The organism is Confluentibacter sediminis, assembly GCF_003258355.1.
Taxonomy (GTDB): Bacteria; Bacteroidota; Bacteroidia; order Flavobacteriales; family Flavobacteriaceae; genus Confluentibacter; species Confluentibacter sediminis.
On sequence record NZ_QKPO01000017.1, the window covers coordinates 1 to 14,455 of the forward strand.

Genomic DNA, 14,455 nt, shown 5'->3' on the forward strand with positions numbered 1-14,455 from the left:
AATCGTTCTTTTTGACTTTAGTGTGCAATTCGGTGAATCATACTAAATTAAAAGTGTTTAAAATACTTAAAATAAACGGGTTATGGGTTTTTAAAAAATCCTGCCACCCCGACAAAATAGTATATCAAATAGCATAAAAAACTTGGTAATCTTATGATTGTCAAGTTTTTGTGTTTTTAAAGGGTTTCATATGAAATCAATAAATACTGTTAAAAAGGTCAACAAATCGGATAACAAATTAATTTTTTAAAAAGTGTTGACCGAATTGTTAAAATCGAGCAATTTGTTGTGATATTAAATGTATCTTTAAAGTGATTTGACTTTCGTCTGGTGGAAAAAAAGTATTAACAAAAAGACGAAATCATGAAAACAACAGCAATTTTCAGCATCCTGTTCTGGGCAGATTTTTACAGAGTTAAAGAAAACCAAGCCTCTATTTACGCACGAATCACGGTCAATGGGTAAAAGAGCAACCATTAGTTTAAAACGAAAAGTACCCAATTCCAATGGGATGCCTATAAGGGAAGTTCCAGGGGTACTAACCAAATGACAAGCACCCTCAACAGCGCTATTTAGAGGAAGTAAACAGTGGTATTTTTAATATTACCAAGATCTGAATTGGAGCATAAGCTCATCACTTCCCAAGCTGTGAAGGCTAGATATCTAGGAGAAGATGTGCAGAAACCATTCAGTCAATGATATCATCAACTACCACAATGAGGTTATGCAGAACAAATTGAAGTGGGGCACACAAAAGAACGACTATACCACGCAGAAGTACCTACCGAAGTTTCTATTAAAAAACGATAAGACCATAGACATCTATTTACAACTTTAGCATAATTAAATTATATCCGCCAAAAGCACAACAAATGTTTCCTTTTCACCAAAAGAATCAGTATTTTTAGTTAGATAGTTTAGGTATAAATAATAACACTAACATTAAGTATTCATAAAATTTACTTAATATTGTTGTGAATTATATATGCTATTTCAAAAAACAGGAAACATCTTCTATTAAAAATGTCATGATGCCAAACGTAGAACATAACGAAAAGTTATTGCTCCAACAACTTATTGACGGTGATGAAAAAGCATTTCTTGCTATCTTAAAGAAGTACAAAACTGATGTGTATGCTTATAGCTTAAGCATTCTAAAAGTAGAAGTGTATGCCGAAGAAATAGTACAGGATGTATTTCTTAAAATTTGGGAAAAACGAGAAGGTGTCAATTTGTCCCAATCCTTTCATGCGTATGTTATGGTAATTACAAAAAATATGTCTCTAACCTTTTTAAAAAGGGCACTGCGCGATGAAAAAATGAAAGAACAAATATTTTATCAAAGTCAGAATGCGTATAGTTCTATTGAAAGAAAATTACGTGAAAAAGAATTAGATCAAATATATAGTAAAGCATTGGACTTATTACCTCCTAGAAGACGGCAAATTTTTGAAATGTCACGTGAAGAAGGTAAAAGCCATAAAATTATAAGCGAAGAATTGGGTATTTCCGAAAATACCATCAAAAGTCAAATGAACAAAGCTTTAGAAACAATTAGGACATTTATAATCGAGCACGGTGATATATCATTGTCTCTTCTCATATTAGCTCTAGAGCGTGCTGGTTAATTAGTTCGTAATCAACTTCTAAATACATTTTTTATGACTACACTTTAGTGGTCTAAAACCCTTACTTAATATCATAAGGATGTAAGGTGATAAACTTTTTTTGAAAAAATACAGAAACAGAGTAATACCAAAAACAAAATTTGAAGTATTTTAAATAGATTATGATTAATCTATACTTTAAATGAAATCAAAATCAGAAATACAGAAGCTATTGCAGAAGTTTGTTGAAAACAATTGCAACAAAGATGAAATAGAGATTATTACAAACTATATTAGAGACACAAAAGTTCCTGAAGCCTTTCCTGAATATAAAAGTGTTATGGATCGTTATAAATCCATTCCAGATATTGATGATGAGCGTACCCTAGACATTTATCATAACATCTTAAAAATATCAAAACACAAAAAGAAGGTAAAGCAAAGAAGACGCATTTGGCGTTATGCCACCGCTGCCGCCATCCTCGGAATATCCTTAGGGTATTTTTTCAAAGACAACATATACAGGAGCCCTCAAGAAAACACCCCAATTATCGTCAATAATCAAATCAAACCAGGTATCAACAAGGCAACCCTAACATTAGAAACAGGGGAAACTATAGCATTAGAGAAAGGTACTCCTTTAAAAATACAAAATGTCACCAGTAATGGTGAAGAAATTGAATATAACAGTGATAATAGCAATTCCCACGCACTAGTTTTTAATTATCTTTCCGTACCACGTGGGGGACAGTTTTATATCAAACTTTCCGATGGTACTCGGGTATGGTTGAATTCCGAAACCCAACTAAAATATCCCGTAAGTTTTGTGGATGGAGAAAGCCGGCAGGTAGAACTCGTCTATGGTGAGGCCTATTTTGAGGTATCCCACAGCACGGAACATAAAGGTTCGGATTTTAAAGTGCTACACAACCAACAAGAAGTACAAGTATTAGGAACCGAGTTCAATATCAAGGCTTATAAAGATGAATCGAATATCTATACAACTTTAGTTGAAGGCAAAGTAGCTATAAACACAAACTTGGGCAACAATGTTTTGTCACCAGGTGAGCAATCTGTTTATAATGCAGTAAACAATACGATAAAAGTAACTTCGGTTGACTTGAGGCCAGAAATAGCATGGAAAGAGGGGGTTTACATATTTAAGAACAAGAGTTTAAAGGACATCATGCAAACATTGTCCCGTTGGTATGACATGGATGTGGTATTTGAAAACAAGAAATTGGAAAATATTAAGTTTAATGGTTCACTTAATAAAAATCAAAAAATTGTTGATGTTCTTAATGATATCAAGAGTTTTGGAGTTATCAAAAATTACAACATTCATAATAAAACTATAACACTTGAGTGAATGAAAAATAATTTTAATACTTTTTAAAAAAAGAGAAAAGTATTAGAACATAAACATATCGATAAAACAAAAAAGAGAGCGAAGTCAAACATTTGGCGATGGATCAACTTCGTCCCTTTTGAAAGTATTAATTAAAACAATGTCTAACTAACACAAGCAAATTTATGAAAATTAAATTAACTATTGCCCGTTCTCTCTCTCGAAAACGGCTACTCTTAATGTTTATGAGAACATTCATTTTCTTATTGTGTACAACTGTTTTTAGTTTCAATGTAGAAAATAGTTTAGCACAGGAAAAAGTAACTATAGACCATGACAAAATACTTTCGGTAGATGAGGTCTTCAACATTATTGTTGACCAAACCAAATACAGTTTCATTTATCCAACAAATCTATTTAAAGATGTGCCAAAAGTAGAAGTTAAACAAGGTAAAATAAGTGTAGGTGAGCTGTTGCTGAAAACTTTGCCAAAAAATGAGTTTAATGTCATATTGGGAGTAAATGATCGTATTACCATAAAGAAAAAAAGCGAAAGCCAACAAATTTCTGTTAGTGGTAAAGTTGTCGATGAAAAAGGCATACCTATTCCAGGAGTTACTGTACTTATAAAAGGAACAACGCAAGGTACAACTACCGATTTTGACGGCGGTTTCAGGATTTTAATTCCAAACCGGGAAAATGTTTTGCAGTTTTCTCACCTGGCCTATAAAACCCAAGTGGTTGTTATTAGGGATCAATATGATATTAAAGTGGTCTTAGAAGAGGAAACCAGCGAATTGGAAGAGATAACCGTTATTAGTACAGGTTATCAAACCCTTAAAAAAGAACGCGCTACAGGGTCATACGCTAAGCCAGATATGAAAATATTAAACTCCCGAGATGGAGCCTATACAGATTTGGTAAGCAGATTAGAAGGAACGGTTCCAGGTCTAACCCTAATTACTGGTTTTGATTCAGAAGTAACAAACCCTATAGGTAATGGTGTTACTAAGCGAAACAGTATTATTAGAGGAAGAAATAGTCCGCTTTTAGATTTCAATCCCCTTTACGTTGTAGATGGGGTACAGGTTCCTTATTTTGATATTGTGAATTCTGAAGATATTGAGGATATAACAGTGTTAAAAGATGCCGCTGCCACTGCAGTTTGGGGTGCAAGAGCCTCTAATGGTGTCATTGTAGTAAACACAAAACGAGGTAAGAAAAATGATAAAATACAGGTTAACTATAAAACCTTTTTTAACTTTCAAGGAAAACCTGATTTTGATTATGACCCTGTATTAAATAGCAAGCAATATATCCAAACAGCCAAAGAACTTTTTGCTCCTGATATTAACAGTTGGGGTTCATTGGAAACAGAATTTGTAGCGCCCCATGAACAAATACTTTATGACCAGTATCGTGGTATTATTTCAGAGTCTGAGGCCAATGCACGTTTAGATAGGTTGGCATCTATTAATAATATAGGTCAAATTAAAGACCTTTTATACAGAAATGCCTATAGTTTAGGGCATGCCATGTCAGTATCAGGAGGAAGCAAAAACTATTCTTTTTATGGATCTTTAGCCTATAGAAGTTTAGTGGACAACCAACCAGGAACTAAAAATAACACTTATAATTTAGCTTTAAATCAAGATTTTCAACTTAACGACAATATCAATATAACTTTAAATACGGCTATTTCAAATAGTGTTTCAAGTAGAAAGAATTCACTTTCCATTAGTAATAGAGCATTGCCTTATCAGTTATTTCAAGATGCGAATGGCAATGCTATAAATATGCCATATATGTTTGGCTGGTCAGAAGATGTTCGTTTGGAATACGAACAATTGGGTGGCATTAACTTAGATTACTACCCTCTAAAAGAAATTGATTATAAACATGGTAAAAATGACAATTGGAGCATTAATCTTACGGGTAATTTAGATGTTAAAATAATGAAAGGGTTGCGTTTTCATGGGACTTATGGTTATATTACAACTCCAGGAACATCTACCAGTTACGAAGATTACAAAACTCTTAGCAAAAGAAAATTTATATTAAGTATGGCAATGGCACCACCCTATGTGCCAGAAACCACCTATTTTTTCCCAAACACACAAGGTACAACACAAGTACCTATGGGAGGAACATACATTTCATCTAATATAGAACAACATAATTGGACAGTTAGAAATCAATTAATTTATTCTACGGGTCTTCGAAATGATAAAGACTTTCTAAATATCCAAGTAGGTCAAGAGGCTAATGAGGCTCTAGCAGCTAATAAAACAAGTGTTTTAGAAGGTTATGATGAGCATTTGCAAACCTATGCACTAATAGATTATTACACAGCTGCAAACGAGTATATATATCCATCAATTACAGGTTTTGGGGCCTATCAAACACTACCCTTTACCTTTGATGAAGAAAAATCACGTTTTACGTCCTATTTTGCATTAGCAGATTATTTGTTCAACCATAAATATGGAATTAACTTAAGTTGGCGTAGAGATCATAGTAATCTTTTTGGTAGCGATAAATCAACGCAAAACAAACCTACTTATAGTGTTGGTGGTAAATGGATTCTTGGTCGAGAGAATTTCATACAAAATGTTGAGTGGATTGATGAAATGGCATTAAGAGGAACATTTGGTGTTTCTGGTAATTCTCCATTTGGAGGGACAGCTACTTCCCAAGATGTTTTATCAGCTCCATCATCTTCTATTCCTGTAACAGGAAATTATTTTAATCTTGCTGGAGCTGCAAACAGGAAGTTAGGATGGGAAATTACCAAGACTATAAATACAGGACTTGATTTTTCAATATTGAAAAATAGAATTACTGGAAGTCTGGATTTATATTGGAAAAAAACAACAGATTTATTAGGTACAGAAAGACCCAATCCGTTTACTGGGATTGTTTCAGGTATTTTAGCAAACATAGGCAATGCTTCAAACAGAGGCGTTGAGCTGTCACTTAGAACGCATAATATTAAAACAGACAATTTCAATTGGATTACCAATTTTGTTTTCAGTCATAATAAAAATAAATTGGATTCCTATTCGGGAACAAGTTCATATTACAGTACGCCTTCTGGTAGAATATTTGCTCCTTATCTAGAAGGATATTCATTAAGTCCATTATTTGCATATCGTTATGGAGGGTTGGATGACAATGGAAATCCTCAAATCGAACTTTCTGATGGTACTAAAACCACAGATCCTTTTGGAGATGAGTTGACTATTGATGATATCTTGTACATGGGAAGTACGGTTCCTAAAGTTACTGGGGGATTAACAAATAGTTTCTCTTACAAGGATTTTTCACTAACAGCGAACATCATTTACAACTTTGGACATGTAATGAGAAATGATGTGAACACGTTCTTTACAGGCCGATTAACCGGAGACACCTCTTTTGGGGGAAACATATCACCTTCTTTTTTAAATAGATGGAAAGAGCAAGGGGACGAGGAATTTACAGATATACCGCGTTATTACGCCGATTCTTATGACGATTACGTTAACCGTAATACACAGTACTATACCTTGGCAAACACCAACGTTTTAAGTGCTTCTTATGTAAAACTACGTGATATTACACTGACTTACAGTCTGCCACAGGAGGTTACAAGTCAATTAAATATTCAAGGATTGAGTATTAGTGCCCAAATAAGTAATTTTTTGCTTTGGGCTGAAAATGATCAGGGAATTGATCCGGAATTTCATGAATACAGATATGGTTCAAGAACACTTCCGCCAAGTAACCACCCGTTTAATTTTAGTTTGAATATTACATTTTAAAAGCACAAGCATGAAAAAGTATAGCAACAAAATAGTTTTTTTATTACTAACATGTTTAATATTGGTCTCTTGTAACGATGACTTTTTAGATATTGTTCCCAAAGGTTCTCAAATAGCTAAAACTACTGAAGATTATGATTTATTATTGAATAATCCTACTTATTATTTTCATAGCACAGGAGGTTGGCAGGCACCTAGATGGATGGGAGATGAAATAGCTGCTGATGCCCATGATGTTTACAGCTCCGACATACAAGCGCAATTATTGTTCCATTGGGAAGATGAAATTTACCCAAGAGAAGATGATACAGCATGGGATTTAAGAAATGGCCTTTTAAGATTATATGCCTTAAATAACATTATTAATCAAGTTATGGGGTCTGAGGAAGGTACCGAAGCAGAAAAAAAGGCATTACTGGCCGAGGCTAAATCGAATAGGGCCTTTGAATATTTTCAATTTATTAATTTGTATGCAAAGCCATATTCGGAAGCAACAGCATCCAGTGATTTAGGCTTTCCTATTGTAACAACTTCAGATATTAATGAAAATAACTTTACCAGAGCATCTGTTCAAGAAGTATATGACTTTATTATTGAAGATTTAACGTCATCAATTGAATATCTTCCAAAGGAACGTTCATTTAATACACGTTTTACAAAACCAGCAGCTAAAGGGTTTTTAGCAAAAATTTATATGTTCATGGCTAGATTTGATGAGGCTTTACCTTTATTAAATGAAGCTTTTGATGATTTAAATACAAGCACAAACCCACCATCACTTTATGATTATAATGTAGAGTATGCCGCAGGCGGATCGTTTTTGCCAATAAGCCCATATGATGGCCCTAATGGTCCAGGTAATGACCCCAATGATTTCCAGGAATCTGTTTTGGCAAGGGTATATTATTCGGGTGCATATAGTGGAAATGGAGCTGGTAATGAAGGTATTGTTTTAAACCCTGATGCAGCATCTCTTTATGAAAGTAGTGATTTGCGCCTTAATGTCTATTCAGATACTTACGGAGACTATAGTTTGGATGTTAACCCTAATGGGTTTTTAAGAAAATATGGAATACAGTACACGCGTTATGGATTGGAATTATCCGAATTGTACTTGTTGCGTGCTGAATGTAAGGCTCGTTTAAATGATTTAAGCGGTGCCGTTACAGATGTGGAATTTTTAAGAGAGAAAAGAATGCCTGTTGCAGATGCTGAAGTTCCAGCATCAATTGTCTCAGATCAAGTAGATCTCATCAAATTCATATTGGAGGAACGAATTAGGGAGTTTGCCACAGAGGGCTACCGTTGGTTCGATATGCGCAGGTTATCTGTAGATTCAAATACAGAATTGGCTGATACCGTTAAGGATACACATAATTTGTATGATTATGTGGATGGGGAAACGGTTGTGTTAGAAACGTTTACTTTGAAGCCAGAACGACTTACGTTAAGAATTCCTCAGTCATATATAGACCAAAACCCGAACATGGAAAATAATCCATAATAGGTTAACATGTCATAATTCAATAAACTCTAATTAGAGTACAAAAACTTTTTATGGCTCCTCTTCATATAGAGGAGGGGTCATACTTTGAATTATGGATTTTCATTTATAATAGAAGTTTCATTTACATTTCATATTACTTGAATAAAGTAATCTACTATTAATTATAATCTACAAAAGATTTTATGGAAAACGCCTTAGTAAAAATTGAAAACTTATCCCATAGGTATAGTGTACAGTGGGCAATTAAAGATATAAATATTACTATAGACTCCAAGGGTGTGTATGGTTTGTTAGGCTCTAACGGAGCTGGGAAATCTACAACTTTAAATATCATGAGCGGGGTATTAAACCAAACCGAAGGGGACGTGTTTATTAAAGGTATAAGTATGTCTAAAAATCCAATTGAAGCAAAAAAACAATTGGGTTTTATGCCACAAACGCCGCCTCTTTATTTAGATACTACTGTTGGAGAGTATATTACAAATTGTGCTCATTTACGCAAGATTCCTTCTAATCAATTAAAACAATCTGTAGATGAAGTTTTAGAAAAATGTGCTATTTCACATTTTAAAAATCGTTTAATCCGAAATCTGTCAGGGGGCTACAAGCAACGTGTAAACTTAGCTCAAGCCATCATTCACAAACCCTCGTTTGTTATTTTAGATGAGCCTACCAATGGATTAGACCCTAATCAGATTTTAGAAATCCGAAAGCTGATTAAAGAGATTGCAGAAGAACATACGGTTTTACTATCAACGCATATGCTTAGCGAGGTTCAAGCTATTTGTGATGATATTCTAATGATTGAGCAAGGAAAAATGGTGTTTTCAGGAAAAATGGAGGACTTTGACAACTATTTAGCCCCAAACAGTGTATTTGTTCGCTTATTGGAAAGACCTTCGATTGATGAATTGATGGAAATAACAGGTGTTGAAAAGGTAGAAGAACTTGGTGGAGCAAATTACCGATTAATGATTTCTGATTTAAACGGTGCTACCCAACGTATTGTTCAAGAGAGTGTGAAAAGGAATTGGAATTTAGATGAAATCAGAGTTGAAAAGGTTTCTCTAAATGATGTTTTTTCCGAATTGTCTAAATATAAAAGCTAAAAAATGAAAACAATATTTCAAATTGCCAGAATGGAGCTTCAAAAAATGTTTTACTCACCTATAGCATGGTTAGTGCTCATTATATTTGGAGTTCAGGCTGGTTTATATTTTGCAAACGGGATAGAGGAATTGGTTCGAACAATTGCATTAGGAGGAGAAGTTGGAGATTTAACCAATAGTTTATTTAGTGCTAAACGTGGATTTTTTAACACGTCCTTGTCAAACATATATTTATATCTTCCTTTGGTTACCATGGGATTGTTGAGTCATGAGTTTAATTCTGGTTCAATAAAACTATTATACGCATCACCTGTATCAAATACACAAATTGTGTTAGGTAAATTTCTTTCCATGATGATATTTTCCCTGGCATTAACTCTCATCATGTTTTTGCAAGTAGTATATGGAGCTTTTGTTATAAAAGACTTTGATTTTGGATTGATATATACTTCTTTATTGGGTTTCTATTTAGTGTTATGTACTTACTCTGCAATAGGGTTGTTTATGTCATCACTTACCTCATATCAAGTTGTAGCCGCTATAGGCACTTTTGCTGTCTTCTTTGTTTTGAGTTATTCTGGTAGAATGTGGCAGGATATTGATTTTGTTAGAGACATCACTTTTTGGCTTTCCATTAATGGTAGAGCCGAAAATATTATAAAAGGGTTAATTTGTAGTGAAGACATTTTGTATTTTATTTTAGTAACTGGGTTATTTTTAGTATTCACCATATTTAGATTTAAAGGAATTAGAGAAAACAAATCTAAATTAACTGGGTTTTTAAGATATTCAGTGGCCTTTATTTTAGTTGCTCTTTTAGGTTACTTAAGTATGAGACCTTCTTTAATGGGGTATTACGACGCAACTCGAACTCAGGTAAATACACTCACCTTAAATAGCCAAAAAATCATGTCTGAAATAAAAGGGAAGGTGAACGTCACCACCTATGTAAATTTGTTTGGAAATTATTTTGGCTATGGTGCCCCTAGCACGAAAAATTATGATTTAGAACATTTCGCTCCTTACTTAAGATTCCATCCTAATATGGAATTTGAATATAAATATTATTATGCTATTCCTGAAGGCCGTGCCTTAAAAGACTTTAACAGTACTTATAAAGGCCTTACTCTTGAGGAAGCTGTAAATAAAATAACGATAAGTTATGGTGTTGATAAAAATATTTTTAAACCAGCCTCCTATTATAGTGATGAGATAGATTTAAAATCGGAATTAAATAGATTTGTAAGAAAAATTAAGTTAGAAGACGGTACATCAGTTCATTTAAGACTGTATGATGATGTTGGTGTACATCCATTTGAATCCAGAATGTCTGCGGCATTTAAAAAATTAGTCGTGAAATTACCTCAAGTAGGTTTTGTTACCGGTCATGAAGAGCGCAGTATAAACGATCTTGGAGCCCGTGGTTATCATAAATTAACTATGGAAAAGCCATTTCGCTATTCATTGTTAAACAATGGCTTTGATTTTACAGAATGTTCGCTATCCAAACCAATAGATAAGAATATAGACATTCTTACCATTGCCGATTCTAAAACAGTTTTTTCTGATGAAGAACTCAAAAACCTAAATGAGTATGTAGATAGAGGAGGTAATTTGCTTATAGTTTGTGATTTAAATAGGCAGGATATAATGAACCCTTTAGTAAAACAAATTGGAATTGAATTTATGAAAGGACAAATTGTTGAGAAAAACAAAGGATATGACTTGGATTTGATAACAAGCGAATTAACCAAAGAAAGTAACAATCTCTCATATCATTTTGAGGACATGAAAAAAGGTGAACAAGTAGTCTCTATGCCAGGAGCAGTAGGTATTTCTTATAAGGAGAACAGCAACTTTACATACACTCCTATTTTGCATTCAGATCTTATAGTCAACCCTGTAACTGATTCAATAGGCTCATGGAACGAACTAGAAACTACTAATTTTGTTGACAGCATTCCACAATACAATGTAGAAAAAGGCGATATTAAAGGTCCGCTAACAACAGGGTTGGCCCTCAATAGAAAAGTGGAAAATAAGGAGCAACGAATTATGGTTTTAGGAGATGCGGATTTTTTAAGCAATGACGAACTCTCAAGAAGAAGGAACGAAATAGCTGCCAGAAACTTTAACATGGCAACCGGTATTTTTCATTGGCTTTCGAATAATGAAATCCCTATAGATGCACGTCGCGCAACACCTCCGGATACTGAAATTTCCACTCAAATAGATGACATTTCATTTATTAACATAGTGTTTAAAATAATTATTCCAATAATTCTAGCTATTGGTTTTTTACTAATCTGGCTACGTAGAAAAGGTAGATAATATAATTAAAAAACTGTAAACACATACCTGTATTTTTTTTATTAAAGTATTCAAAACAGCATACATGGCATTTAAAGTAGACAACCAAACCATAAGTGATTTAAAAATTATTGGCAACAATAAAGGCAATGATATTTATGGTTTATTTAATAAAACTAATACAAGAGGTGGTGCAGAAATCCTAAAGGATATGTTTAAGTATCCTTCTTCAAAAGAAGAGGAAATCATGCATAGGGTAAATATAATTCAGTTTTTTAAAGAAGAAAAGATTGAGTTCCCATTTAACAATGCCATTTTTGATACGATTGAATTTTATTTAAGCAATACCGATGAACGCACACGACTCACCCATCATCAAGATAATGTAAAGCGTAGGTTTGAAAGCATTATTGGATCAGATACAGCATATCAACAAATCAATAAAGGCGTTTTAGATACGTTACACTTTTTGGTCGATTTAAGCCATTTTGTTTTAGTAATAGAAAACAAAGCTTTAAAAAATAATGTTCTGAAAGATGTAAACAAGGTTAAAGAAATTCTAGATTCGTCAGAATTAACTTTTATAAAGCATATAAATAGCGTTGGTAAACTTTCATATGATAAAACAGTTGCGTACGACCAATTATTCCGTTTTACCATTAAAGAAAACATTTTAAAATTACTTCATTATGCTTATGAAATAGATGTTTTCATCACTGTGGCCAAAGTGTCTGAAAAATTAAATTTTGCCTTTGCAGAAATAAACAAAAACGACAGGAATGTTATTGAGATGCAAGGTGTATTCCATCCATTGGTGCCTAATGCTGTGTCCAATGATATTACTATTGATGAAAACAACAATATGATTTTCTTGACAGGAGCCAATATGGCCGGTAAATCCACCTTTATGAAAACCTTTAGTATTGCTGTTTATTTGGCACACATGGGCTTTCCTGTACCAGCTGACAGCATGCGTTTTAATATCCAAAATGGCATGTTCACCACCATTAATCTTGCAGATGATTTAAACATGGGTTTTAGTCATTTTTATGCGGAAGTTTCCAGAGTAAAAAAAGTAGCTGAAGCTGTAAATACCAATGACCGTTTAATTGTTGTTTTTGATGAACTCTTTAGAGGGACCAATGTGAAAGATGCTTATGAAGCTACCGTGGCCGTTGTATCAGCATTTGCTACTAAACGAAAATGCACCTTTATAATCTCTACCCATATTGTTGAAGCGGGAGAAGATTTGAAAAAATTAAGAGACAATATCAAGTTTTTATACCTGCCTACCATAATGAAAGATAAGACTCCTCAGTACACCTATACTATTAAAGAAGGTATAACAGAAGATCGTCATGGAATGATCATTATTCAGAATGAAAAGATTTTGGACATTTTAAAAAATTAAAAAATGGAGTTTGTAACCGATAAACAAACATTGGATGATTTAAACATCCTAGGGCGTTATAAAAGTAATTCTATCTTCAGCCTATTTAACCAAACTATAACTATTGGAGGTGGCCGATTATTGGAAAGCATGTTTCAACAACCTTTAACCGATGCGGAAGCCATTAATGAACGCAGCAAAATATTTTCATTTTTTGAAACACTAAATGTGTGTTTGCCTTTTGATAAAGAACAATTTGAAATTATAGAGAACTATCTACGTAGTCCTGAATCTAAAAATAAAATAGTTGCAGGTTTTAATAGCACCAAAAGGAAACTATTGCATTTTATAACTCATGATAAAGAATATGAGTTATTACGGGAAGGTTTAGAAGAAACAATCCTATTTTTCTCTAAGCTAAAACCCTGGATAAATACCATTAAAAAAGCATCTAATAATTCTCCATACTACAATAAAGCAAAAAAGATTGCTGACTTTTTGAGCAATAAACATTTTGATCTGATATTGGAACAATCTATGCTCCCTTCTTTTCCTTTAACGTTTCAAAATATATTAAAGTTCGATTACATCTTTCGAGGGTTGTTTCATAATGACATAGAAGGCTTATTAAAAGAACTATATGAATTAGATGTATATATAGCTGTTTCAGATGTATCAATAAAAAAAGACTTTAGTTACGCAAAAGCTCTAGATAAAAAAGAGGAATTTATTGATATAAAAGGTATGTATCATCCGTGTTTATCGGGAGCAGTTAAAAACGATGTGCACATCAGTAAAAAGCAAAATGTTTTCTTTTTAACAGGTGCAAATATGGCTGGTAAATCTACGCTTATGAAATCTTTTGGTGTGGCTGTTTATTTAGCACATATGGGGTTTCCGGTAGCTGCAAGTGACATGACATTTTCAATTCACGAGGGGATTTATACTTCTATCAATGTTCCAGATAATTTAGAAAAAGGATATAGTCACTTTTATGCTGAGGTATTACGTGTAAAACGTGTGGCCGAAGAAGTCGCCACCAACAAACAGCTAGTAGTCATTTTTGATGAACTATTTAAAGGAACCAATGTAAAAGATGCTTCCGATGGAACCATGGCTATTGTAGATGCGTTTTCCAAAAGAAACGGAACGTTTATTATTTCAACGCATATTATGGAAGCTGGAGAAGCTCTTAGAAAAACGAACAATAAATTATTCTTTAAATATCTGCCCACTATAGTAAAAGGAAATGTACCAACCTATACCTATACGTTACAAGAGGGGATAACAGATGATCGCCAAGGTATGATGATTATCCAAAATGAAAACATACTGGATATTATCCATGGGAATATTAACTAAAGAATTGAATTTTAACAAA

General features: G+C 33.5%; 8 protein-coding genes. All 8 read left to right on the forward strand.

Translation table 11 applies throughout. From position 1 onward, the window contains the following. Nucleotides 1–1,028: 1,028 nt before the first annotated feature. Nucleotides 1,029–1,628: an RNA polymerase sigma factor gene (locus tag DKT72_RS14960; RefSeq protein WP_111309554.1), complete on the forward strand. Its 600-nt coding sequence runs from the start codon at nucleotides 1,029–1,031 to the stop codon at nucleotides 1,626–1,628. Nucleotides 1,629–1,809: 181 nt separating this feature from the next. Then, nucleotides 1,810–2,976, forward strand: a complete 1,167-nt coding sequence (locus tag DKT72_RS14965) for a FecR family protein (RefSeq protein ID WP_111309555.1) — start codon at nucleotides 1,810–1,812, stop codon at nucleotides 2,974–2,976. A gap of 224 nt (nucleotides 2,977–3,200) precedes the next feature. Beyond that, nucleotides 3,201–6,758, forward strand: a complete 3,558-nt coding sequence (locus DKT72_RS14970; RefSeq protein ID WP_162623324.1) for a SusC/RagA family TonB-linked outer membrane protein — start codon at nucleotides 3,201–3,203, stop codon at nucleotides 6,756–6,758. Nucleotides 6,759–6,768: 10 nt separating this feature from the next. Further along, the gene (locus tag DKT72_RS14975) at nucleotides 6,769–8,262 is read left to right on the forward strand and encodes a RagB/SusD family nutrient uptake outer membrane protein (RefSeq protein ID WP_111309557.1); all 1,494 of its coding nucleotides are present in this window, start codon (nucleotides 6,769–6,771) and stop codon (nucleotides 8,260–8,262) included. Nucleotides 8,263–8,447: 185 nt separating this feature from the next. Next, nucleotides 8,448–9,374 carry an ABC transporter ATP-binding protein gene (locus DKT72_RS14980; RefSeq protein WP_111309558.1) on the forward strand — a complete coding sequence of 309 codons (927 nt, stop codon included), beginning with the start codon at nucleotides 8,448–8,450 and terminating at the stop codon, nucleotides 9,372–9,374. A 3-nt stretch (nucleotides 9,375–9,377) separates the two neighbouring features. Then, nucleotides 9,378–11,705 carry a Gldg family protein gene (locus DKT72_RS14985; RefSeq protein WP_111309559.1) on the forward strand — a complete coding sequence of 776 codons (2,328 nt, stop codon included), beginning with the start codon at nucleotides 9,378–9,380 and terminating at the stop codon, nucleotides 11,703–11,705. A 64-nt stretch (nucleotides 11,706–11,769) separates the two neighbouring features. Continuing rightward, nucleotides 11,770–13,095 (forward strand): MutS-related protein, encoded by a 1,326-nt coding sequence (locus tag DKT72_RS14990; protein ID WP_111309560.1) that lies wholly within the window; start codon nucleotides 11,770–11,772, stop codon nucleotides 13,093–13,095. Nucleotides 13,096–13,098: 3 nt separating this feature from the next. Further along, entirely contained in the window at nucleotides 13,099–14,436 is a 1,338-nt protein-coding gene (locus tag DKT72_RS14995; RefSeq protein ID WP_111309561.1) for a MutS-related protein, read from the forward strand. Nucleotides 14,437–14,455 lie beyond the last annotated feature (19 nt).

What these genes read in the sequence shown, in the direction of transcription:
- DKT72_RS14960 (WP_111309554.1), top strand. Translation starts at nt 1,029, where the DNA reads ATGATGCCAAACGTAGAACATAACGAAAAGTTATTGCTCCAACAACTT.
- DKT72_RS14965 (WP_111309555.1), top strand. Translation starts at nt 1,810, where the DNA reads ATGAAATCAAAATCAGAAATACAGAAGCTATTGCAGAAGTTTGTTGAA.
- DKT72_RS14970 (WP_162623324.1), top strand. Translation starts at nt 3,201, where the DNA reads ATGAGAACATTCATTTTCTTATTGTGTACAACTGTTTTTAGTTTCAAT.
- DKT72_RS14975 (WP_111309557.1), top strand. Translation starts at nt 6,769, where the DNA reads ATGAAAAAGTATAGCAACAAAATAGTTTTTTTATTACTAACATGTTTA.
- DKT72_RS14980 (WP_111309558.1), top strand. Translation starts at nt 8,448, where the DNA reads ATGGAAAACGCCTTAGTAAAAATTGAAAACTTATCCCATAGGTATAGT.
- DKT72_RS14985 (WP_111309559.1), top strand. Translation starts at nt 9,378, where the DNA reads ATGAAAACAATATTTCAAATTGCCAGAATGGAGCTTCAAAAAATGTTT.
- DKT72_RS14990 (WP_111309560.1), top strand. Translation starts at nt 11,770, where the DNA reads ATGGCATTTAAAGTAGACAACCAAACCATAAGTGATTTAAAAATTATT.
- DKT72_RS14995 (WP_111309561.1), top strand. Translation starts at nt 13,099, where the DNA reads ATGGAGTTTGTAACCGATAAACAAACATTGGATGATTTAAACATCCTA.